Annotated in this window: 25 protein-coding genes, 1 tRNA gene and 1 pseudogene; 15 read left to right on the top strand and 12 right to left on the bottom strand. The window is 61.3% G+C overall.

The genetic code is table 11. The features are described 5' to 3' along the window. Window positions 1-322: 322 nt before the first annotated feature. The 3 genes from VGV07_RS21420 to VGV07_RS21410 form a co-directional block, all read right to left on the bottom strand. Complete coding sequence (locus VGV07_RS21420) at window positions 323-1,306, bottom strand: hypothetical protein (protein ID WP_326870770.1); 984 nt, start codon at window positions 1,304-1,306, stop codon at window positions 323-325. 101 nt (window positions 1,307-1,407) lie between these two features. Beyond that, window positions 1,408-2,430, bottom strand: a complete 1,023-nt coding sequence (locus VGV07_RS21415; RefSeq protein WP_326870769.1) for an O-methyltransferase — start codon at window positions 2,428-2,430, stop codon at window positions 1,408-1,410. A gap of 2 nt (window positions 2,431-2,432) precedes the next feature. Continuing rightward, window positions 2,433-3,842, bottom strand: a complete 1,410-nt coding sequence (locus VGV07_RS21410; RefSeq protein WP_326870768.1) for an ATP-binding protein — start codon at window positions 3,840-3,842, stop codon at window positions 2,433-2,435. Between the two features lie 80 nt (window positions 3,843-3,922). Here VGV07_RS21410 and VGV07_RS21405 point away from each other — a divergent pair, with 80 nt between their 5' ends. The 3 genes from VGV07_RS21405 to VGV07_RS21395 all read left to right on the top strand — a co-directional run bounded on the left by VGV07_RS21405 (window position 3,923) and on the right by VGV07_RS21395 (window position 6,648). Further along, complete coding sequence (locus VGV07_RS21405) at window positions 3,923-5,005, top strand: DNA cytosine methyltransferase (RefSeq protein ID WP_326870767.1); 1,083 nt, start codon at window positions 3,923-3,925, stop codon at window positions 5,003-5,005. Continuing rightward, the gene (locus tag VGV07_RS21400; RefSeq protein ID WP_326870766.1) at window positions 5,005-5,466 is read left to right on the top strand and encodes a very short patch repair endonuclease; all 462 of its coding nucleotides are present in this window, start codon (window positions 5,005-5,007) and stop codon (window positions 5,464-5,466) included. Before VGV07_RS21405 ends, VGV07_RS21400 begins: the two co-directional genes overlap by 1 nt. A gap of 543 nt (window positions 5,467-6,009) precedes the next feature. After that, entirely contained in the window at window positions 6,010-6,648 is a 639-nt protein-coding gene (locus tag VGV07_RS21395; RefSeq protein WP_326870765.1) for a recombinase family protein, read from the top strand. 218 nt (window positions 6,649-6,866) lie between these two features. On the opposite strand, the gene VGV07_RS21390 is transcribed toward VGV07_RS21395, so the two are convergent. From VGV07_RS21390 to VGV07_RS21380, 3 genes are all read right to left on the bottom strand, one after another. After that, window positions 6,867-7,655 (bottom strand): hypothetical protein, encoded by a 789-nt coding sequence (locus tag VGV07_RS21390; protein ID WP_326870764.1) that lies wholly within the window; start codon window positions 7,653-7,655, stop codon window positions 6,867-6,869. 66 nt (window positions 7,656-7,721) lie between these two features. After that, window positions 7,722-7,797: transfer RNA gene (locus VGV07_RS21385), tRNA-Ala, on the bottom strand. Window positions 7,798-7,850: 53 nt separating this feature from the next. Beyond that, a complete protein-coding gene (locus VGV07_RS21380; RefSeq protein WP_326870763.1) occupies window positions 7,851-8,882 on the bottom strand; it encodes an NAD-dependent epimerase/dehydratase family protein in 1,032 nt (343 codons plus the stop codon). A gap of 79 nt (window positions 8,883-8,961) precedes the next feature. Between VGV07_RS21380 and VGV07_RS21375 the strand changes: the two genes are divergently transcribed. Next, a complete protein-coding gene (locus VGV07_RS21375) occupies window positions 8,962-9,510 on the top strand; it encodes a helix-turn-helix domain-containing protein (RefSeq protein WP_326870762.1) in 549 nt (182 codons plus the stop codon). Window positions 9,511-9,702: 192 nt separating this feature from the next. Here the strand turns inward: VGV07_RS21375 and VGV07_RS21370 are convergent, their stop codons facing one another. Beyond that, window positions 9,703-10,716 carry a Gfo/Idh/MocA family oxidoreductase gene (locus tag VGV07_RS21370; RefSeq protein WP_326870761.1) on the bottom strand — a complete coding sequence of 338 codons (1,014 nt, stop codon included), beginning with the start codon at window positions 10,714-10,716 and terminating at the stop codon, window positions 9,703-9,705. 95 nt (window positions 10,717-10,811) lie between these two features. Between VGV07_RS21370 and VGV07_RS21365 the strand changes: the two genes are divergently transcribed. The 3 genes from VGV07_RS21365 (at window position 10,812) to VGV07_RS21355 (ending at window position 12,184) form a co-directional block, all read left to right on the top strand. Beyond that, complete coding sequence (locus VGV07_RS21365; RefSeq protein WP_326870760.1) at window positions 10,812-11,186, top strand: glyoxalase superfamily protein; 375 nt, start codon at window positions 10,812-10,814, stop codon at window positions 11,184-11,186. Window positions 11,187-11,253: 67 nt separating this feature from the next. Then, complete coding sequence (locus VGV07_RS21360) at window positions 11,254-11,634, top strand: DUF6152 family protein (protein WP_326870759.1); 381 nt, start codon at window positions 11,254-11,256, stop codon at window positions 11,632-11,634. Window positions 11,635-11,737: 103 nt separating this feature from the next. Further along, the gene (locus VGV07_RS21355) at window positions 11,738-12,184 is read left to right on the top strand and encodes a hypothetical protein (protein ID WP_326870758.1); all 447 of its coding nucleotides are present in this window, start codon (window positions 11,738-11,740) and stop codon (window positions 12,182-12,184) included. A 3-nt stretch (window positions 12,185-12,187) separates the two neighbouring features. Here the strand turns inward: VGV07_RS21355 and VGV07_RS21350 are convergent, their stop codons facing one another. Continuing rightward, window positions 12,188-12,796 carry a LysE/ArgO family amino acid transporter gene (locus VGV07_RS21350; protein WP_326870756.1) on the bottom strand — a complete coding sequence of 203 codons (609 nt, stop codon included), beginning with the start codon at window positions 12,794-12,796 and terminating at the stop codon, window positions 12,188-12,190. 73 nt (window positions 12,797-12,869) lie between these two features. Between VGV07_RS21350 and VGV07_RS21345 the strand changes: the two genes are divergently transcribed. Next, window positions 12,870-13,763 (top strand): LysR family transcriptional regulator ArgP, encoded by an 894-nt coding sequence (locus VGV07_RS21345; RefSeq protein WP_326870755.1) that lies wholly within the window; start codon window positions 12,870-12,872, stop codon window positions 13,761-13,763. A gap of 21 nt (window positions 13,764-13,784) precedes the next feature. Here VGV07_RS21345 and VGV07_RS21340 read toward each other — a convergent pair whose 3' ends face one another. After that, on the bottom strand, window positions 13,785-14,978 hold the full coding sequence (locus tag VGV07_RS21340) for an NAD(P)/FAD-dependent oxidoreductase (RefSeq protein ID WP_326870754.1): 1,194 nt from the start codon (window positions 14,976-14,978) through the stop codon (window positions 13,785-13,787). Between the two features lie 463 nt (window positions 14,979-15,441). Here VGV07_RS21340 and VGV07_RS21335 point away from each other — a divergent pair, with 463 nt between their 5' ends. The 3 genes from VGV07_RS21335 to VGV07_RS21325 all read left to right on the top strand — a co-directional run bounded on the left by VGV07_RS21335 (window position 15,442) and on the right by VGV07_RS21325 (window position 18,087). Next, window positions 15,442-16,482, top strand: a complete 1,041-nt coding sequence (locus tag VGV07_RS21335) for an aspartate-semialdehyde dehydrogenase (protein ID WP_326870753.1) — start codon at window positions 15,442-15,444, stop codon at window positions 16,480-16,482. 289 nt (window positions 16,483-16,771) lie between these two features. Next, complete coding sequence (locus VGV07_RS21330) at window positions 16,772-17,647, top strand: EamA family transporter (RefSeq protein WP_326870752.1); 876 nt, start codon at window positions 16,772-16,774, stop codon at window positions 17,645-17,647. Further along, on the top strand, window positions 17,644-18,087 hold the full coding sequence (locus VGV07_RS21325) for a GNAT family N-acetyltransferase (protein WP_326870751.1): 444 nt from the start codon (window positions 17,644-17,646) through the stop codon (window positions 18,085-18,087). Before VGV07_RS21330 ends, VGV07_RS21325 begins: the two co-directional genes overlap by 4 nt. 23 nt (window positions 18,088-18,110) lie before the next feature. Here the strand turns inward: VGV07_RS21325 and VGV07_RS21320 are convergent, their stop codons facing one another. Then, a complete protein-coding gene (locus VGV07_RS21320) occupies window positions 18,111-18,749 on the bottom strand; it encodes a carbonic anhydrase (RefSeq protein ID WP_326870750.1) in 639 nt (212 codons plus the stop codon). A 75-nt stretch (window positions 18,750-18,824) separates the two neighbouring features. On the opposite strand from VGV07_RS21320, the gene VGV07_RS21315 reads away from it, so the two are divergent. Next, window positions 18,825-19,034 carry a DUF1737 domain-containing protein gene (locus VGV07_RS21315; RefSeq protein WP_326870749.1) on the top strand — a complete coding sequence of 70 codons (210 nt, stop codon included), beginning with the start codon at window positions 18,825-18,827 and terminating at the stop codon, window positions 19,032-19,034. Between the two features lie 54 nt (window positions 19,035-19,088). On the opposite strand, the pseudogene VGV07_RS21310 reads toward VGV07_RS21315, so the two are convergent. Continuing rightward, a pseudogene (locus VGV07_RS21310) lies at window positions 19,089-19,517 on the bottom strand (winged helix-turn-helix transcriptional regulator); the annotation flags it as partial. Window positions 19,518-19,585: 68 nt separating this feature from the next. Here VGV07_RS21310 and VGV07_RS21305 point away from each other — a divergent pair. From VGV07_RS21305 to VGV07_RS21295, 3 genes are all read left to right on the top strand, one after another. Beyond that, window positions 19,586-20,260, top strand: coding sequence for an alpha/beta hydrolase (locus VGV07_RS21305; protein ID WP_326870748.1), 675 nt, complete (start codon window positions 19,586-19,588; stop codon window positions 20,258-20,260). Further along, window positions 20,257-20,697 (top strand): SET domain-containing protein, encoded by a 441-nt coding sequence (locus VGV07_RS21300; protein ID WP_326870747.1) that lies wholly within the window; start codon window positions 20,257-20,259, stop codon window positions 20,695-20,697. The genes VGV07_RS21305 and VGV07_RS21300 overlap by 4 nt, the downstream gene beginning before the upstream one ends. Window positions 20,698-20,795: 98 nt before the next feature. Beyond that, on the top strand, window positions 20,796-21,038 hold the full coding sequence (locus VGV07_RS21295; RefSeq protein ID WP_326870746.1) for a hypothetical protein: 243 nt from the start codon (window positions 20,796-20,798) through the stop codon (window positions 21,036-21,038). A 147-nt stretch (window positions 21,039-21,185) separates the two neighbouring features. On the opposite strand, the gene VGV07_RS21290 is transcribed toward VGV07_RS21295, so the two are convergent. After that, entirely contained in the window at window positions 21,186-21,485 is a 300-nt protein-coding gene (locus VGV07_RS21290; protein ID WP_326870745.1) for a GIY-YIG nuclease family protein, read from the bottom strand. Between the last annotated feature and the right edge of the window lie 99 nt (window positions 21,486-21,584).

The following is a 21,584-nucleotide window of genomic DNA, read 5'->3' as shown; positions in this document are numbered from 1 at the left end:
TCACTGGAAATGCCTGGGCTCTTCCAAACGAAGCTCAAACTGGTTGCTGCATCCGTTGTTCAAGACCGACTTCAAACTGCGACAGAAGTAACGACCTACTCTCCTTTGGAAGCAGGAGGGCGTGACCCCGCGACCCGTCTTCTACCAAGTGAACGTGCCAGTATGTCCCGCGATCAATTGTGGTTGTGTTGAGCAGCGGCAGGAGCGGCTTCAGCACACGCCATGGCACGGCGAACGCGAATGACAAGTCCACACATCCGAGAACAAGGTAGCCGTCACTAGCTTCTGCTAGGAACTCATCCCATTGCGGGTGATATGCGTACTAATACGGGTATGCTCCGCGCTTAGTATATCGTTTGGAGATCGAACACGCCACTCGCACCTCGTGTGACGCGTTCCAGTAGAGCGCTCGACTGCGCGCCGAGAGTGGGGTTCCCAGGCGTGAGCTCATCGCGTTGATGATGTCGCTTCGCTTCCGCTGAAGTGTAATACCATCCGTGAATTCCCACGTCCCCTTCTCCGAGAGCGTGCTTGTCGCAACAGGTTCAGAAGCCTCGTCTGAACCACGAAGTTGTTCCTGTGAGGGTGGACCGCTAGAGATTTGCCCGAGCTGCTCGGTCACGTTCAGGTCGGTGGCAGCGCTGAACATGACGTCTACCAGCTGATCCAGTCGGGTGTACTCGAGCGGTGTCAAAAGGCTCCGAATCTTTAGACCGGTCTCGGGATCATCCGTGCTGTCCCGTAGCTGAACCAGCTTCAACAACGCTTCAGCGCTTATCAAGCGAACGTCCCACGCGTGGCGCGAGCCTCTGACCTGCGCCTCCAGCTCGCCGGTATCGTCTCGTCCCACGACAATTAAGACAGAACAGCTGCCTGCTATCCGACCCGACAGGCGAAGCCGCTCCCGGTAGCCTACAATGGTCTCTAGCGAGATCCGGTAAGCATCCGTTGTCTTGACCTCCAGTATGACGGAGTTTTCCTCAGGAGCAGTCCAAATACCGTCGAACCCCACCGCATTAGTGGTACCTTGATAGCGCCCGTTCTCAACGCCATACTCCAGTCGTCGTCCGAGTTCATTGATGAGGTCCTGAAGCACCATGCCGCTGCGCGGGAAGCTACTGGACAGACAGTGCTCGATATATTGTGCGAGACGGCCATGCGGGACTTGGGAAAGGTATGAACGTAGCTCTTGGGAGCATAGAGACCCATCCTTCAGATCGCCATTCCCCGCGGCCGCAACGACCTGTTCGATCGTGAATTCCCCGACTGAGATCGGGTCCGATTTCCAGAGTGCGAGTAGTGGCATTTGCCCTGCATCCCGATAGTGAATTGACCGCGAGACCTAGCCGTCAAACCGAGTTCGATTTCTGTTGCGCAAAACCGCGCAACGTCACGCAGCATAAGCGGCTATACGACTATGTGGTGGAAATGAGGGTAAAACCGGTAGTACCTTTTGTACTGGCGGATGTACTCCTCCGCGTCCCCTTTGTCGTTATTGAAGAGAAATCCCAGCTCGGTACAAATGTCCCCCTCACTTGCGCCAGAGACTTTTGAACCTATCAACATACGCTCTCGCATGGTGAACTCTGGAACTGATATAAGATGAATGTCAGTCCAAGTTGCTGAGTAAAAGGGCCAGGCCTTTGCTTTTGTCTTCTCCAAAAACGCGTCGACCTCCCCGCGGTCCAAAATTACAGTAGTTGCAGACAGCATCTGCTGTCCGTCCGCATAGCGCACGAGGGACAAGGGGACCGCGATCAGCTTTGATGACGCGGGAAACGCCTCTTTCGCAGCCTTCTCCAACGACTGCGCGAGGACCTTTCCCAGGTTGCTGTCTACCATATCGTCGGGGGCTGCATCCGTTGGCAGGTAATCTCCAAGCCGTTCTTGCAGCTTCTTCAAGCGCTTCGGCTTGAACTCGTCCTCTCGTTCGGCCCTTCCATCCACTTTTTCCGGCCGGTATATCGCGCTGGCGCTAGCATTTACTGTTATGCGCAGGATGTCATGTGGCTGCAGCAGATCGAGTAACTGGTTGAATTCCCGCACCTGTTGACCGATCTCACCTGGTGAGGTGAAATCGAGCCACATCGCGACATTGGGCGCAGCCCCAAATCCATTCTCTTCCAAAGTATGGGAGAAGTTGGATATCAGGTCGGTACTGGTAGATTGAATGACCTTGATATAGTCGTAGGGCTTGTTAAAGCGTTGTCTGGCTACCACCCACGTCTCAGAATCGAACGATAGTAGGCGGTTCATCCCCAACTCTGCGTGAGCGAGTCGGTGGTCTTCTAGAGTGGCTCCCCCCATGCTTATGTAAACGTGATCGTCCACGGTAAAATATCGCTCAACTCGGCTGAGCAGGTCGATATAAATTCTGCGGTCGACAAATTTGTTCTGCCTGAGGGCATACGGTACAGTTGAGCCGCCCATAGTCAGCCGATGCTCGCCTGAGAGAGTAGCTTGTCAAATGAGGCCTCTCCGACTTCGCGGGGCTGAGCGGAGGCGTCGTCGAACAGATACAAGGCGACCTTTTGGAACTGCGATCTATCACGAGTATAGGAGATGCGGACAATCGATTGATCCGAAGGCGGAACCGGAAGATTCGGAACGAACTTTGTGGAGTTCTCCGTCTTGCGAGTGGCCGTCATTGGGTAACTGGCAGTTACAGTGCGCAACTGTGATAGGCTCAGAGGAGTGGCAGTTTTATAAAGAGCGGTTCGCTCCTGAGGATTGCGCTTCCATTTGTTCGTGAACGAGGTGAAAGACTTCGTGGCCTCTCGCATGTAATCTTTGACGACGGAGAACAGGTTGCTCGAAGCGTCAAGACCGCGTTTAGTCGTCGTCAGTGGAAGCTTCCAAAGATCGCTCGACCTCAGAACAACTACGCCTCCGAACGACATAAATTGCCCGTGGAAAGCAGGAACCCCTGCCTCACCCCAACCGGTCAGGCGTGTCTTGTCATTATGAACGACCACTCTGTCGTTGCAGACTATGGTCCAGCCCGCGTTGTCTCTAGTGGCTCGCACCTCCTCTTCCTGCTCGATCTCCTGCTCGGTGGGAAGCTGACGATACAAACCTGCGTATATCTCCACGGACACACCATCAATTACGCCATTAAAGACGTAAGGTTTTAGCTGAGGTGTCTTGGCTTTCAAATCGTGGGCGACATCTGCCTCGGCCAACAACGTGAACTGGCTTGGATCGACACTCGTTCCGTTGATCTTAACTTCGAAACCCTTGCCCAAAATAATAGCGAAATGAGCGCTTAGGCTGCTTCGAAAGTGCTCGATGAAGTTGTCATTCTTCTCATCGAAGCGCGCAGCGACGTCATCCCTAAGACTGTTCACAGTGATACGTGTGCCAGTTGCCAAGGGGTCGTCTACGGGAAGGTCATCAACCGGTAGTCGCCAGTCGTCTGGGTCATCCATCCACTTGGAGCTGATCGTAACTCGGAAGCCGAAGTCTGTCGTTCTGGAGGCAACGACGCTGGAAGTGCCCAACTTGAAGATCGCACGCTTCATGCCGATGCCGTACATCCCCACAGTCGCAGCGCCGGTGGTAGCGGGATCGATGCGTCCCATTCGAAAAGCTTTGACCAGGGTATCTCTGTTGATGCCACCGCAATTGTCTTGGATCGTGAACCCTTCGGGGGTCATCGTGACGTGTGCGTGATATCCAGCATACGGTTTTTCATCGTTCTCTTTGGGAGCGATGGTTCGTACCACCCCATCTATGCAGTTATCCAGCAGATCGAGTATCGCATCCTCCAGTGCGATGTCCCGTGTAAGCATGGACACAAAGAACCGCTTGGTTGGCTGCGCAGATACGGTACCATCGGTCACCTCAGTCGACACTCTTTCCCCCACGTCTTCTCTCTCGCGCCCGATCGACACCGACTCTGAGCGATGCTATTCCATAGACCATGATGACTCCCCCACAACCTGCAATTTTAGACCTCTTCTGTGGCTGCTCCGGATTCGGGCTGGGCGCTAGGCAGGCTGGCTTCGCGGTTCCGCTTTCAGTGGACATCGATCCCATTCTGACGAGCTCGCATAACCGCAATTTCGCTGGCGGCGAACTTCTCTTGGCCGACATAGGCAAAGTCAGTGCCGATGCGATAGCTGATCGCGTTGGCGTTAGTATTGACGGGATAATAGGTGGGCCGCCCTGTCAAGGGTTTAGCTCAATCGGCAGGTCCGATCCTTCTGACCCGCGCAGGGAGTTGGTTGGCCATTTCTTCCGCCTGGTAAAAGACGTCGGGCCACGATTTTTCGTGATGGAGAATGTAAAGGGATTAGTATTCAGTAAAAACAGACACATTCTAGATGATGCTTTGGACGGAATACGGAACCGCTACAAGATACTCGATCCAATCATCGTCGATGCTGCACAAATGGGAGCAGCAACGAGACGTGAGAGGGTGTTTGTCATCGGATACGATCGTGAGTACGTTGACAATATTGATGTTACCGACCTCGATCAACTTCGAACACCAGCGACAACAGTGGGCGACGCCATCGGTGACCTAGCTAATGCTGAGCAAGTGTCGACAGGTGACGACCTCTGGGCATATGCGGATCAGGATAGACCGAGCGACTACGCTTTGCGCATGCGGAGCGCTACCGGGCAGTTTACTCTGCACCGACGTACCCCCCATAGGAACGCCATTATTGAACGCTTTGCTGCCGTAGAGCCGGGCTCGGTGGACAGGATTGGTCGCCATCCTCGCCTGTCATGGGACGGGCAATGCCCGACGCTTAGAGCGGGTACCGGAGCAGACAAAGGGTCATACCAGGCTGTGCGGCCAATACATCCGAGCGAGCCTCGAGTCATCACCGTGCGAGAGGCTGCTCGATTGCAGGGCTTCCCTGACAGTTTCCAGTTCCATCCAACCATCTGGCACAGCTTCCGTATGATCGGGAACAGCGTTTCACCCGTTGTGGCTCGTTCACTTTTGTCCCTCCTAGCCAGTCGTATGGCTGAGCCATCCTCTGCTGCGGCCTAATGGTAGACCGCCTGACACCTGCGGCCCGATCGGCGCTAATGGGGAAAGTTCGAGGCAAAAATAGCGGCCCTGAGCTTTCTGTGCGGCGTTTGTTGCACCGCTTGGGCTTTCGTTATCGATTGCATCGACGTGACTTGCCCGGCACACCCGACATAGTCTTTCCCTCGCGTCGTAGAGCGATATTTGTTCACGGCTGCTTTTGGCATCGGCATGAACAATGCAAGAAAGCTAGCTTGCCGAAGTCGAACGTTCCGTTTTGGACGGAGAAGTTTGAGGTAAATGTTCAGCGTGATCGGCGCAATGTAGCAGAGCTCCGTGCTCTGGGATGGGCCGTGCTCATTGTCTGGCAGTGCGAAACGGAGCGCGAGGTAGAACTAGAGGCTGCCCTGCGCGAATTTCTGATTGGAGGAGACGTGTCCGCCGAGCGACTGCCAACCTTGCGTCCTGCACGTGCCGGTTGATCAGAACCGAGGCTGTCGAACTGCGACCCGATTGAGCTCCGGAACCTCGGAGCATCCATTCGCTGTCCCAACGGGTGGGCTCCTTGCTAGAGCCGAGACCTAAAATCTCATAATTTTTCGCAGGGGTATCTAACCAGCGGTGGTATCCAAACTCCCCCGTGCCCCGGCCTCTGCTAATTCCCTGCATATGTGGAACAAAGACAGCTCTACAATGCCGCTCGATGCGTGCCTCAGGTAATGCCCTAAGCCCTCACCCTGCACCTTCTGATACTACTGAAAGCTCCCCCGAGCCGACCCGGTATCAGTTTCACCGGTATTTACCCATCCTTCCGATGGAAGAGGAACAAAGACAGATACATACCAACTCATGGAACCTAGGTAATACAATAGGTTATGCCATGGCGATGACGACCGATGTCCATATAGGTATACCCTAGAGTACATACCAGACGCCTGCACTAGGTATGTCCATAAGGGTTGACATTACCTAACGGACAGACATACTAACGTACATAACCCATATGTACACCTAAGGTATGTACCATGCAGACGATCCTATATGCCCGTGTCTCCACAGCCGACCAGACGATAGAGCACCAGGAGACACAAGCTCGGCAGGCTGGCTTCAAGATTGATCAGGTTGTAGCCGATCATGGCGTGTCCGGCCTTAGTACAAGGCTTAGGGACAGGACCGAAGGCAAGCGCTTGTTCGATATGCTCAGACGAGGCGACACGCTGGTTGTGCGCTGGGTTGATCGGCTGGGACGAAACTACCGGGATGTGTGCGATACCATTCAGGAGTTTCTAGCCAAGGGTGTCACGGTTAGGACTGTCATCAACAACATGACGTTCGACGGTGCGACGACCGATCCGATCCAGCAGGCAGTGCGGGATGCCTTGATTGCCTTCATGGCTGCTACGGCACAGGCGCAGGCTGAAGCCACCAAAGAGGCGCAGAAGGCAGGGATCGAACATGCAAGGGCGGATACCACAGTCGATAACTACCGAGGCAGGAAGCCGAGCTACGACCGTGAGGATGTTCGGTTGGTGCAGGACATGGTCAGCCAGGGCAAAGGACCGTCGGACATAGCGAAGGAGACGAACCTCACACGACAGACGATCATTCGAATTCGGGATCGTCCGGCGCAGGCAGAGGCCGCTCTAGTCGCATGGGGACTATAGGGCTGGGTGCAGGTGGGCCGCCAAATCGCCTCAGGCGGTCAGCAACAGGCTTCGCGAACGCGTTGGCTATCCAGAGCCGTTGAGGGTGCGCGTCTAGCCAGCGAGCAGCGCATGAGCAACCGGGCGACCGATTCCTGTCTGATCCGCCGACAGGCAAGATCTGTTTATTTTCGGAACACGGGACAGTCGATGGTGAAGGTACGTGTAGAGCTGCTGGTCTAGCTGCATCCTGTTGCCTGCAGCCAGTTCTCAATGTTCGGCCCGTAGCAACCAGCGGGGTCGTCCATGTGACCTAGCTGTACCTCTAGCCGATTGAGTTCCCAGCGCATTGCCTCGTAGAGATCAGGGAACCTAGTCAGACGCCGTTCAAAGGTCTGAACGTCATGGCTCTCGGCTCTTATGCGGTCGATGTCAGCCTGAACTATCGGCTCCAGCACGGTTAGCTTGCCGACATACAGCCCTTCCAGGAGGGCAGCACTGTAGCGGAAGCGCTCGCTATTCATGTCGATCGGCTTCGGGAGCGCAGGTTCGACAGTTTCAAAGAGCAGCGGATGAGCCTGCACAAACGCAACGACGATCGTCGTCACAGTATGATTGAGGCCTTGGCAGAACGATGCCTGTCCATCAGGACTTAGGCTGTTCAGCAGCTCCCAATTCGATACCTGTTGCGCGTGCATGATGCGCTTGAACTCCTCCTGCTGCTCCGGCTCCAATGATCCGTAGTTCAGCCGATTGATGCCGTTCGCCCGCGCTTCCTCGTCCGGCGTGCCTCCACAGAACTGCTTGTAGGTTGCCCTATGGTCCATTCCGTGTCGCTGGCCTTTGATCGTGAAGTTGCGAGCCAGATAGCTGAGTGGCATGGCGAGCTGCAATGCCTGTCGGGGCTCGCGGGTGCGAAGCGAGAGCCTTATGGAGGTGGATTGATCGCCTTCAGAGGGGCGGGCGAGCGTCCAGCGAAAATAGAAAATCCCGTGACGGGAACGCTGGAGATAGGTCGGATTGAACAAGCCAATGTCTCACTTGGTTGTCCCACCAAGCAAAACCGTTAGCTAAGTCCTTGATTTCAATCGAAGTGGTGGAGCTGAGCGGAATCGAACCGCTGGCCTCATCATTGCGAACGATGCGCTCTCCCAACTGAGCTACAGCCCCGCTTCGATGGCGCGCTTCTTAGCCAATCCGCGCGCCGAGGACCAGTCCTTTTTTCAGGCGACGAGACGCTGGTCGACGAGGCTCCTGGCCGTGGCCACTGCGGCATCGGGGCCGGGGATGGTGGGCCTGGCGAGCAGCAGGCGGCCGCTATTGCCGTCGACGCGCCTGACATGGCCGAGTTCGGCGGTGTTGGAGCCGATCTGCGGGTCGAACAAGCCCATGAGGCGGACCACCCAGTTGGGCAGTTCGAAGCGGGGAGCACGGGCAGCGACCTGCGGCAGGGCGGCGCGAAGCACCGTGGCCAGCTCGAACAGGCTCATCTCGCGGTCGGCGAGGATATGTCGCTTGCCGCCGGCGGTGGGCGCGGTCATGGCCGCCACCTGGGCGGCGGCGACATCGCGGACGTCGATGACCGAGAAGCTCATCTTGGGGGCAGCAGGAATCGAGCCATTGAGCAGGCGCTGCACCAGAAGCCCCGAGGTGCCGACGTCTTCATCGAGCAACGGGCCGAGGATGGCGCCGGGGTTGATGGTGGCGAGGCGATCGCGAGCCCCGAAACTGTCGGCCACGGCCCAGGCTTCGCGCTCGGCGCGCAGCTTCGACTCGGCGTAGGCGCTGACCTTGGGGCTGTCGGTATTGGTCCAGTCGGCGGTGGTGAAGGTGCGGCTATAGTCGTCGTGACCATAAGCGATGGCCGCGATCGAGGAGGTGACGACGACGCGCTCGACCCCGGCTGTGAAGGCGGCGCCGACGGCGCGACGCGTGCCTTCGACGGCGGGGCGGATCAGGTCGTTCTTGTCCTTGGGCATTTCGAGGACGAAGGGCGAGGCCACGTGCTGCAGGTAGCGCACCCCGGACATGGCCTCGGCCCAGCCTTTGTCGCTCAACAGGTCGAGCGCTACGAACTCCAGCCGTGAGGTATCGGCGCCGTGGGCGGCGAGGGTTTTCCTCACCTTTTCAGCGCGTTCGAGGCTGCGCAACGAGCCGCGGACGGTATAGCCTTGCGCGAGCAGTTGCAGGGCGACGTGGCCGCCGAGAAAGCCGGAAATGCCGGTGACGAGGACGCGGTCAGGTTGGTCGGACATTTGGGTATCCCTCCGTTGAACTGAACGATATGTACGAATATCGTTCAGTTCGTTCAAGGCGGGGGCGAGGAAAATCGGCGTGGCTGATATCGACAAGCGAGAGCAGATCCTTTCGGCGGCGCGGCGGCTGATCCTCAGGCAAGGGTTGCGCGCCACTTCGATGGAGGCGATCGCGGCCGAGGCGCGGGTGGCCAAGCCGACGCTCTACAAGTATTTCGGCGACAAGAACGCGGTGTTCGAGGCGATCCTCGCCGAGCTGATGCTGGAGCTGCACGAGCGGTTTGTCGCGGCGCTCAAGGGCGAGGGCACGGTGGTGGTGCGGCTGGGAGCGGCGCTGTCAGCCAAATACGAGGCGATCGATCGGCTGCTGGGGCAATCGCCGCATGCCGACGAGCTCTATGACGAGCACGAGAAGGTGCGGCCCGAGGTGCGGGCGACCGAAGACGAGATCGACGCGATGGTGGCCGAGGAGTTGGGGAAGGCAGGAGCAGGCCAACCCGAACTGCTGACCCGGCTGGTGCTCGATGCGGCCTGGGGGATCAAGCGCAAGGCGCGGGATGGCGCAGAAGTGGGTCCGGGGATCCGGTTGCTGGTGGAGCGGTTGGTCGGGCCGGAGGTGCGGCGGTAGGCATCGGGCTTGCAGTTAATGCCGGTGCGGGAAACAAACCCCCACCCCTGTCCCCTCCCCGCAAGGGGGAGGGAGACCAAAACACTAACGCTGGTGGGAGCGTCTCCTCCCCCCTTGCGGGGGAGGGACAGGGTGGGGGGATGCTCTTCCCGCACCGAGCTATCCCGGCGCCTGACGTCAGGGAGATCGAGCCTAGACGTTGGCCCAGGCGCCGGTCTTTTCGCTGGCAAACACCGCGTCGATCACCTGCATCGACTTGATGGCGTCCTCGACGCCCCATTCGAGCGGCTTGTTGTCGAGGATGGCGCGGCAGAAGGCGTTGGCCTGTTCGGTATACTGGTCGCAGGGCGGGAAGATTTCGCGGCGGCTGAGATGGCCGTCGGGCGAGTAGCCGTTGTCGATGATGATCGCCGTGGCGGTATCGGCCGGAGCGTTGAACGGGATCACCAGTTCGACGCGGCCCCTGGTGCCGATTACCTCGAGCGACTGGTGGCCGACCGATTGGGTGGAGCAGACGAAGCTCGCCTGTTTGCCGCCACCGAAATCGAGGATGACCGAAGCAAGGCGGTCGGTCTTCATCTGGGGGTCGCGGTCGACCAGCGACACGGCGCGCTTCGGTTCAGCGCCGAACAGGAAGCGCGCGCCGGTGATCGGGTAGCAGCCGACATCGTAGATGCCGCCGCCGCCAATATCGGCCTGGTTGCGGACGTTTGTGGGGTCGGTGAGAAAATACTCGAAAATGCCGCGCACGGTGCGGAGTTCGCCCAGTTCGCCCGAGCGGACGATCTCGCGAGCCCGCAACCATTGCGGGTGGTGGCGGACCATGAAGGCTTCGTGGAAGACGATGCCCTCAGGCAACTGCCGCAGTTGCTCGGCCTCTTTGGCGTTGAGCGCAATCGGCTTTTCGCACAGCACGTGCTTGCCGGCCTTGGCCGCAGCCAGGGTCATCGGCACATGCAGGTGGTTGGGCAGCGGGTTATAGATGGCATCGACGTTGGGGTCGGCGAACAGCGCCTCGTAGCTGCCATGCGCCTTGGCCTTGCCGGTGAGCCCGAGCTCGGCGATGTATTCCTCGGCCTTGCTCACATCACGCGAGGCCACGGCGACCACTTCGCTCAGCGGCGATTTCATGATTGCCGGCGTGACCTTCTTCAACCCGATATTGGCGGTGCTGAGGATGCCCCAGCGGATTTTCTTTTCTGCCATGATGTTTCTCCCTCTGTTGGCCCCATTGGTAGCGGATGGACAGCCTCGCTGCCATAAGACTTCCGCGAGTCTTGCCATAACCAGGGATGACGCCGATGCCGCTGACCTATCTGCAGACCGTGCCGATCCTGCGCTCGTTCGATGAGATCAAGGCGCGGGAGTTCTATGTCGACTGGCTCGGCTTCACGGTGGATTGGGAACATCGCTTCGAGCCGGGGCTGCCGCTCTACATGCAGGTAAGCCGCGACGGCATCGTGCTGCACATCTCCGAACACCACGGCGACGGTTCGCCCGGGGTGCATGTGCGGGTCAATTGCACCGGGGTTGCCGAGTTGCAGGCGGAGCTGATCGCCAAGCGCTACAAGAACAACCGACCCGGCCTGGAGCGACCGGAATGGGGCGGGCTCGAATGCACGGTGATCGATCCGGTGGGCAACCGGATCACCTTTGCCGAGGCGGATGGCGGCTGAAGCCGGCGGTTGTCGGGACGCAGCGACAGGCATAGGCTCGCGTCCAGGTAAGGCAAGGGAGGTCCCGATGAGGAGACTTCGCATTTTGCTGGTGGCTGCGGTGCTGGGGATCGCGGCGCCGGTGCTGCCGGCATTGGCACACCATGGCTGGACGTGGACCGAGGACGGGTTCTTCGAACTCACCGGAATCGTCAAGGAGGTGTTCGTCGGCAACCCGCACGCGACACTCGACCTCGAGGTCGAGGGGGTGGTCTGGCGGGTAGAACTGGCGCCGCCTGGGCCGACCATGGCGGCGGGGTTCACCGAGGAGACGGTGAAGCCGGGTGACGAGGTGGTGGCGCTCGGCAACCGGTCGCTCGATCCGAACGAGAACCGGATGAAGGCGGTACGGATCACCGTGGGCGGCAAGGCGTACGATATCTACCCCGCGCGCGTGCCGGCGAACTAGAGCACTTCACCGTTTCGGGAGAAATGCCGAAATGCTCGAGATTTTTGATGTTGTTGCGCCTTCGAACCGGAAAAGTCTGCACCTTTTCCTGAAAGCGCTCTAGGTGGAGGCGCTGCTCGGCAGCCTCGAGCAACTGGCGCTGATCAAGGCGCTGAAGACCTCGTTCTTCGCCTACCCGATCGTCAACGCCCTGCATGTCCTCGCCATCGGGGCGCTGGTGACGGCAGTGCTGCTGATGGATCTCAGGATTGTCGGGGTGATCAGCAGCATCGAGGAGCAGCCGTTCGTCCGGCTGTTGCGGCGCGTGGCGCTCGGTGCGTTCGGGCTGGCGGTGCTGACCGGCGCCCTGATGTTTGCAGTACGGGCGACCGAGTATGCTGGGATGCCGCTATTCTGGATCAAGATGGGGCTGATCGGCCTTGCCGGGCTCAACTTCGTGGCCTTCAGCCTGCTGCGGCAGCCGGCCGGCAAACGGGCTCTGGCCTGTGTCTCGATCCTCCTGTGGCCCACGGTGCTGCTGGCGGGGCGGTTCCTCGGCTTCGTGCTCTGAGTCTCAGCCAAGCAGCAGTTTCAACGCGATCGCCCACATGACCAGTGCGATGACGGCTTCAAGGAGGCGCCAGGCTTGCGGCCTGGCGAACAATGGGCGCAGCCGGGTGGCGCCGTAGCCGAGGGCGAAGAAGAACAGGAACGAGCCCACAATGGCGCCGCCGGCGAACCAGGCCTCGGCGCCGGCGAACTGCGTCGAGACGGTGCCGAGCAGCACGACGGTATCGAGGTAGACATGCGGGTTGAGCCAGGTGATGGCGAGGCAGGCGAGGAGCGTCGTGGCGAGACCGGTCTGGGCGGTCGAGGCGCCCACGATCAAGGCATTGCCGGAGCGGAGCGCCGAGAGCGCGCTCCGTGTTCCGTACCAGAGAAGGAAAGCGGCGCCGCCATAGCGCATCACCGGTTCGAGCCAGGGCAGCCAGCTCGCGACCTTGCCAAAGCTGGTCACGCCCAGCGTGATGAGCACGGCATCGGAGAGCGCGCAGGCGATGCTGACGGCGAAGACGTGTTCGTTGCGGAGGCCCTGGCGCAGCACGAAGGCGTTCTGGGCGCCGATGGCGACGATGAGACCAAGGCCCATGCTGAGGCCGGCGAAGAAGACTGGCAGGTTCATGGGGGTGCCGTAGCTGGCGTGCCGCGCTAACTCCAGTTAACTTTCGCTACCTGAAATTAGCGGAACTGATCCGATGATCGACTATCCCGCTGCACAGGCCGTGGCCATGGTGGTGCAGACCGGCAGCTTCGAGCGGGCGGCGCGGGCGCTGAACGTGACGCCCTCGGCCGTTTCGCAGCGGGTGAAGCAGCTCGAGGAGCGGCTGGGGGTGGTGCTGATCGAGCGCGGCACCCCGTGCACGGCAACCGAGAAGGGGGCCTGGCTCTGTCGGCACATCGAGCATGTCGGGGTGCTCGAGCGCGAACTGATGCAGCAGATGCCGGGCCTCAGGGGGCCGGCGGAGCGGCGGGTGACGATCAGCGTCGCAGCCAATGCCGATAGTGTCGGTACCTGGTTCCTCAAGGCGATCGCGCCGTTCACCCGTTCCAGCGCGCATCTGATGAACATCGAGATCGACGATGAAGGACATACGGCCGAGTGGCTGGAGCGCGGACGGGTGCTGGCCGCGGTGACTTCGTTCGGCGAACCGGTGCGGGGCTGCCGGGTCACGCCGCTGGGGGCGCTGCGCTACCAGGCGACGGCAAGCCCGGACTTCGTCAGGCGGCACTTCGCCGAGGGCGTGATGGCGACGACACTGGGCGCGGCCCCGGCGCTGACCTTCAATCACAAGGACCGATTGCAGCAGCGGTGGGTGCTGGAAGTGACCGGCGAGGCGGCGGCGTTTCCGACGCACTGGCTGCCCTCCACACAGGGCTTCGTCGATGCGTGTGTGGCGGGGATCGGTTGGGCGCTCAACCCGGCGTCACTGGTGGCTGACCACCTCGCCGCCGGCCGGCTGGTCGAGGTGGTGCCGGGGGCAACGCTGGATGTGCCGCTCTACTGGCAGGTGAGCAGGTTCGCCGCGGATCGGTTGCCGGAACTGACGCGGAGCGTGGTGGCAGCAGGAAGGCGGGAGCTGGCGCAGTGAGCCCGCCCCGCCAGCTTCGACTCAGGCCACCTGCCCGGCCGCCCAGCCGGAGGCCCAGGCCCACTGGAAGTTGTAGCCGCCGAGCCAGCCGGTGACGTCGACCGCTTCGCCGATGAAGTAGAGGCCGGGGACGTTACGGGCCTGCATGGTCGTCGAGTCGAGGCCATCGGTGTCGATGCCGCCGAGGGTGACTTCGGCGGTGCGGTAGCCCTCGGAGCCGGTCGGCTTGATGGTCCAGCGCCGCAGCGCGTCCTCGACCTTCTGGAACGACTTGTCGCTCATGTCGCCCAGCATGGTGGTGATGCCGATCTCTTCGGCCAGCATCTGGGCAAGGCGCTTGGCGAGGTGCTGTGCCAATACGGTCTGCAGCTGCAGCTTGGGAGTGGCGGTGCGCGCTTGGCGGAGGATGTCGCCGAGGTCGCCATTGGGGAACAGGTCGATGACGATGGCGTCGCCCTCGCGCCAGTAGCTCGAGATCTGCAGGATCGCCGGACCGGAAAGGCCGCGATGGGTGAACAGCATGGCTTCGTCGAAGCTTTTCTTGTTCACCGAAATGCGGGTGGGGTCGACGGCGATACCGGAAAGCGGCGCGAGGCGCTCGAGGATGCGCGGTTCGAACGTCAGCGGCACGAGGGCCGGGCGGGTGTCGGTGACCTTCAGGCCGAACTGGGTGGCCAGCTGATAGGCGAGGCCGGTGGCGCCCATCTTGGGGATGGATTTGCCGCCGGTGGCAACGATCAGCGATTTGCCGATCAGCGTTTCGCTTGCCGTCATCACGGTGAAGCTGCCATCGGCATGGCTGACGCCGTCGATCTCGGTATCGAGCAGCAGGTTGGCTTTGGCCTTCTTCAGCTCGCTCAGCAGCAGGTTGACGATCTGCTGGCTGGAGCCGTCGCAGAACAGCTGACCCAGGGTCTTTTCGTGAAATGGGATGGCGTACTGATCGACCAGCGCGATGAAATGCTCGGGTGTGTAGCGGGACAGGGCCGAGAAGGCGTAGCGCGGGTTGCTGGAGAGGAAGCGATCGCGGCCGGCCTTCACCGTGGCGTTGATATTGGTGAAGTTGCAGCGCCCGCCGCCCGAGATGCGGATCTTTTCGCCGGCATTCCTGGCATGGTCGAGCACCAGCACCGAGCGGCCGCGCTTGCCGGCTTCGATGCCGGCCATGAGGCCAGCCGCGCCGGCGCCGAGGATGATCACGTCGTAATGTTGCATGAGGTGGGAGATACACGGTGGTTGAGGCGGTGAACAGGGTGCGATCCTTTCACCGGGTCCTTCCCGCAAAAGCGGGAACCTCTGTTTTCTCGCCAGCCGCACCATCGCAAACGGAGGTCCCCGCTTTCGCGGGGATGACCCAGTGGGTGGGGCCCGCCCGGCGTGCTCCGAACCCTACTCGCGTAGGCGATTGCCTATAGGTGATTGACTATTTGCGATTTCGGCGTAGAAACGCGGCGCCGGACAGAAGGATCGGGTTGCGGGATGCGCAAGACCCACTACATCGCAATGGTCAAAACGGAGACCGTGGGTCTCCGTGTGGTCGTTGCTGCGGCGACCAAAACCACCAAAACCCCCTGAGCCGATCCCCGGGCAACTCCCGCCGGGGAGCGGCCGGATGCCATGTGCCGCGGACCGAACTGGTCCAGCGCGGGGGAAATGAAGGCAAAGAGGACTTTCCAAAATGGGTTATCGCGTCGCCGTCGTCGGGGCCACAGGCAATGTGGGCCGGGAAATGCTCAACATCCTCGCCGAGCGGAAGTTTCCCGCCTCGGAAGTGATCGCACTGGCTTCCGCCCGCTCGCAGGGCCAGGAGATCAGCTATGGCGACAAGCGGCTCAAGGTGCAGAACCTCGAGCATTTCGATTTCAAGGGCGTCGATTTCGCGCTGATGAGCGCCGGCTCGTCGATCGCCAAGGAGTATGGCGAAAAGATCGGGGCGACCGGCTGCATCGTGGTCGATAACTCGAGCTTCTGGCGCTACCACGCCGATGTACCGCTGGTGGTGCCGGAAGTGAACGCGCACGTGCTCGACGAATACATGGCGAAGAATGATCGCAAGAACATCATCGCCAACCCGAACTGCTCGACCGCGCAATTGGTGGTAGCGCTGAAGCCGCTGCATGACCTGGCGACGATCAAGCGCGTGGTCGTCGCGACCTACCAGTCGGTTTCCGGCGCCGGCAAGGATGGCGTCGACGAGCTGTGGGACCAGACCAAGGGCGTGTTCGTCAACGACAAGCCCGAACCCAGGAAGTTCACCAAGCAGATCGCCTTCAACGTCATCCCGCACATCGATGTGTTCATGGAGGATGGCTACACCAAGGAAGAGTGGAAGATGGTGGCCGAGACCAAGAAGATCCTCGACCCCAAGATCAAGCTCACCGCCACCTGCGTACGCGTGCCGGTGTTCGTGGGCCACTCCGAAGCGGTGAACCTCGAATTCGCCAACCCGATTTCGGCTGATGAGGCACGCGAGGCACTGCGTGACGCACCGGGCATTTCGGTGATCGACAAGCGCGAGGCCGGCGGCTACGCGACGCCGGTGGAAGCGGCCGGCGAATACGACACCTATGTCAGCCGGATCCGCGAAGACGTGACCGTCGAGAACGGGCTCAGCCTCTGGGTGGTGAGCGACAATCTCAGGAAGGGCGCGGCGCTCAACACCGTGCAGATCCTCGAGACGCTGATCGAGCGGCGGCTGGTGGAGCAGAAGGCGGCCTGAGGGCTGCCGGCGCCGGGGGTTGTCGCTCCTCGCTCCGCTCGTAGCGCGCTACGCTTCGCTGCGCGTACCCCTCATCCGGCGCTACGCGCCACCTTCTCCCTCAAGGGGAGAAGGCACCCCGACTTAGAGTCCTCGGTTCTATCGCCTTCTCCCCTTGAGGTCAGCGGACGAGGGCGTAGCCCCCGCCGCGAGGTGCCCGAGGGCGGATGAGGGGGTATCACATCGCCTGGCCATGTGCGGTCCGAGCAGGAGCGAGGAACGGCGCCCTGGTAACCTGGAACATGCCCCCATGCCCATCCGTCACATCGTCCTCGCCCTCTCGGTCGCCGTCGTCTGGGGGCTGAGCTTCATTGCCATCCGCTGGGGCGTCGACGAGGTAGCGCCGCTGCTGCTGACGGCGCTGCGCTATGTGTTTGCGGCGTTGCCGGCGGTGTTCTTCGTCAAACGGCCGGCGGTGGGCTGGCCGCTGCTCATCGGTTATGGCTTTGCCATCGGGGTGGGGCAGTTCGGGCTGCTGTTTCTTGCCATCAAACTCGGCATGCCGGCGGGCTTGAGCTCGCTGGTGATCCAGCTGCAGGTGTTCTTCACCATCTTTCTCGCCTTCGCGTTTTTCGGCGAGCGACCGAGCATCGCACAGCTCGGCGGGGCGGCGGTGGCGCTGGCGGGGATCGGGGTGATCGCGGTCGACCGGCTGGAGGGGGCGGCTTTGCTGCCGCTGCTCCTGACCATCGCGGCGGCCGGCTGCTGGGGCTTGGGCAATATGGCGGGGAAAGCGGCGGGACGGATCGACATGCTGGGGTTCGTGGTGTGGTCGGCACTGATCCCGCCGATCCCGCTGCTGTTGGCCTCGCTGCTGCTCGAGGGGCCGGGGGCGATCCCGCTTGCCATGGAGCAACTGACGCTGAAGGGGATCGGCTCGATCGCCTTCATGGCCTATATCGCGACGCTGTTCGGCTTCGGCGCCTGGGCGTGGTTGTTGAGCCGCTACGCGACCAGCCAGGTGGCGCCGTTCGCGCTGTTCGTGCCGGTGGCGGGGATCGCCGGTGCGGCGCTGTTTCTCGGCGAGGCGATCACCGGAGTGGAAGTCATCGGTAGCGTGCTGGTGTTCGGCGGGCTGCTGCTCAACGTGTTCGGGCCGCGTTTGCTCAGGCGAAGGTCGGCATGATTGAGCTGAGGCGCGCCACCGCCGCAGATGCGCCCGCCATTGCCGCGCTGTTCCGCCGCTCGCGCGCCGTGCTGAGCTTTTTGCCCGAACTGCACACGGCGGACGAGGATCTGTGGTTCGTGAGAACCGTGCTGATCGGCGAGCAGCGGGTAACGCTGGCCGTGCGCGAGGGACAGTTGCTGGGCTTCATGGCCGAGCATGAGGGCTGGATCACTCAGCTCTACCTCGATCCCGGGGTGCGGCGGGGTGGCGTGGGGTCGGCGTTGCTCGCCGATGCCAAGTCGCGCAACCCGGAACTGACGCTGTGGTGCTTTGCGCAGAATGCGGCGGCGCGGGCGTTCTATGAGGCGCAGGGGTTCGTCGTTGTGGAAGAGACGGATGGCGCCGGCAACGAGGCGCGGTTGCCGGACGTGCGCTATTGGTGGCGAGGCGCTGACTGAGACAGACCCCTATCGGCTTACCGTCAAGCGTCCGGCCGGTAGAAGTCGCCGTCGTCGTTCATCACCCAGAGCTCGCCGGTCGAAATGTCGAACCAGGCGCCGTGGATGGCGAGTTTGCCTTCGTCTTCGAGACGCTTCACATAGGGGAAGGTGCGCAGGTTATTGATCGAGTTGCGGATCGAGAAGCGCTCCAGCATGGTCTGGCGCTCCTTGTTGGTCAGCAGCGTGTATTTCGACACTTCCTCGGATACCGGGGCGAGCATCGCCATCCACTTGCCGATGAAATCGCCCTGCGCGAGCGGGCTGGCATCGGGGGCGAGGGCCGCCTTGATGCCGCCGCAGCGGCCGTGCCCCATTACCACGATGTTGGAAATCTCGAGCGCCGCGACGGCGAACTCGATGGCGGCAGAGGTGCCGTGCTGGCCGCCATCGGGCTGGAACGGGGGCACGAGGTTGGCGACGTTGCGCAACACGAACATCTCGCCCGGCCCGGCCGAAAAGATCGTCTCGGGGGCGGCGCGGCTGTCGCAACAGGCGATGATCATGGTGGTCGGGGATTGCCCCCGGTCAGCCAATTCCCGGTAACGGCCCTGTTCAGGGTCGTAACGGTCGGACATGAACGACTTGTAGCCGTCGAGCAAAAATGCTGGAAACCGATCCATACCGCAGCGGATTAGCGGTAAGTGGACGCAATTTCAATCGCCCGGGGCAAAGAGGGCGAGCAAAAGGAGTAGTGCATGTTGATCTATCGGTTCCTCTCGGGGGAGGACGATTCCGCTTTCTGCCATAAGGTTACGAAGGCTCTGAGCGAGGGCTGGGTGCTGCACGGTTCTGCCAGCTATGCGTATGACGCAATGAACAAGAAGATGGTTTGCGGGCAGGCGGTGACCAAAGTGGTCAGCGAGCAGCCCTACGATCCCGACAAGAAGCTCGTCGATTACGTCTAGGTCTTTCGATTTGCCGCGCCTCAGGCCAGGCAAGCCTGATCCGCGCTAAGCTCCGTCGTTCAGGTGGATGCGCCGCAGCGCTTCCATCTGGGCGGCAACCGCCCCCGGCCCGCCGCGGTCGCGCGCCTCGCCGGTCGCCGCCATTGCCGGATCGACCGGTTGATACTTGCGGCTCCAGCGGCTGATCTCAGCCACGATCGGCAAGAGCTCGATCCCCATCTCGGTCAGTGAATAGATCGCCTTCAGCTTGTGGGTGGGATCGTCGGCGCGGGTCAGCACGCCTGCATCGACGAGTTTCGCCAGCCGGTCGGCGAGGATGTTGGTCGAGATGCCCTCGTCCGAGGCGAGGAACTCGCGGAAATGCCGCTTTCCCGAAAACATCATGTCGCGAACGATCAACAGGCTCCATCTGTCGCCGAACACCTCGAGACCGAGGTTGATCGGGCAGCCGGAGCGGTGAGCAGGCGCATCGGAGATTTCCATGGTTGCAAAATACAAGCTTTGGTTGTAGAACGCAATCACTTGCAAAACACAATCATTGGAGGAACGATATGGCGACGTTCGTGATCGTGCATGGAGCCTGGACGGGGAGCTGGTCTTGGGTGCGGGTCACCGACCGGCTGCGGGCGCGGGGCCACAAAGTGCATGTGCCGACGCTGAGCGGGCTGGCCGAGCGCTCGCACCTCAACGGGCTGCCGATAACGCTGACGACGCATATCGACGACATCGTCAACGAGGTGCTGTGGAACGATCTCGAAAACATCGTGCTGGTGGCGCACTCCTATGGCGGGATCGTCGCCACCGGGGCGGTGGAGCGGCTGGGCCAGAAGGTGCGCTCGATCGTCTATCTCGATGCGTTCGTCCCGGAAGATGGGCAGGGGTTCACAGATTTCGCGCCGGGCTGGGAGCTCAGTGGCCAGCTGACCGAGTGTCCACCGTCCTCGCCGGGTGACTACCTCGACGAGGCCGATCGGGCCTGGGTCGAGAGCAAGGCGACACCGCAGCCGACGGCGACGCTCACCGAGCGGCTGAAGGTCACAGGTGCCTACAAGGCGGTCCCCACCAAGACCTATATCGTCGCCACCGGCTGGAACGGCTTCCAGGCTATTGCAGATGGGTTTCGCGGGCAGCCCGGCTGGACGGTTCGCGAAGTCAAATGCGGTCACGACGTGCCGATCGACATGCCGGAGGAACTCAGCGGACTGCTCGAGGAGGCGGCAAAGTGAACGTGCATATCGACAGCTTCACCGAAGTGTTTCTCGGCGACGGGGCGTTCGTGCCGACCGTCGCCGACGCGGTGGTGGGGCCGAGCCGGATCGCCGGGCGCGGGCTGTTCAGCAGCCGGGCGCGCAAGGCCGGCGAACTGCTGGCGGAGCTCGACGGGCAACTGGTCGAATGGGAACGCTTCCCGCAAGTGCTCGAAACGCTGGAGTGGAACGCCGTGACGCCCGAGCTGCTGCTGGTCCGCCCCCTCCGCACCAGTTACGGACTGATCAACCATTCCTCCGACCCCAACGTGGTGATCGACCCCGACGGCCGGCACATGCGCTGCGGCCGGGCGGTGGAGCTCGGCGAAGAGTTCACCATGGATTACTTCGCGCAGCCGGTGCCGGAGGCGTACCTGAAGCTGCCGGAGGCCAGAGTGCTGCGCGGCGAGCGCTAAACCGAACATGAACGAGGGGTTCAAGGCGGGTTCGGACGGGTGGAGCTAGAAGGGGACAACAAACGCGCTGGGTTGCGCCAGGTTCTGAGGTCCCGAAAATGCAGATCAAGCTGATTGTCGCCGCCGCCGGACTTGTCGCCCTGGCGCTGCCGCTCGCGGTGTTCGCCAGCCAGCCGCAGGTCGGCGCCACCAAACCCGCGCCGTCGCTGGCCAAGGCACAGATGCTGTCGATGCTGATGCTCGACCCGCGCGAAACCGGCGCCGAATTCACCGTGAAGCTGCCCGAGGGCTTTGCGACGCTGGACGTGGATGCCGATCCGTTTGCGGTGATGGCGAAATGAGCCTCTTGGGGTAACTCCACCCACGATGTCATCCACGCAAAAGCGGGGAACTCTGTTTTCTGAGCGTGCTGCAAACTCCGCAAACGGAGGTTCCCGCTTTCGCGGGAATGACCCGGTGGGTGGGCTTGTTGGGTGGGCAGCCGAGAGTTACCCGAACAACCCATCATAGAGATCATCCCAGTTGGGATTTTCCTTCTCGATCAGTTCGATCTTCCAGGCTCGCAGCCATTTCTTGACCTGCTTTTCGCGCATGATCGCGTTGTAAGGGTCGTCGTGCTGTTCGAAGTAGACCAGCTTGTGAACGTGATACCGGGATGAGAAACCCGGGATCAGGTCTTCGCGGTGGATGTAGATGCGGACGGGCAAGTCACCGGTCACACCTGTGTACAGCGTGCCGTACTTTCGACTGGCAAGGATGTAGACGAAAAACCGTCCGCTTGTGCTCATGACCTAACGGCTACCACGGAGTCATCCCCGCGAAAGCGGGGAACTCTGTTTTCAGTGCCTGCCGCAGACTCCGCAAACAGAGGTTCCCGCTTTCGCGGG

Origin of the sequence: Devosia sp. (assembly GCF_035944845.1) — a bacterium.
GTDB lineage: Bacteria > Pseudomonadota > Alphaproteobacteria > Rhizobiales > Devosiaceae > Devosia_A.
The sequence above is the reverse complement of the archived record's forward strand: the minus strand, read 5'-3'. Positions and strand labels throughout refer to the sequence as shown.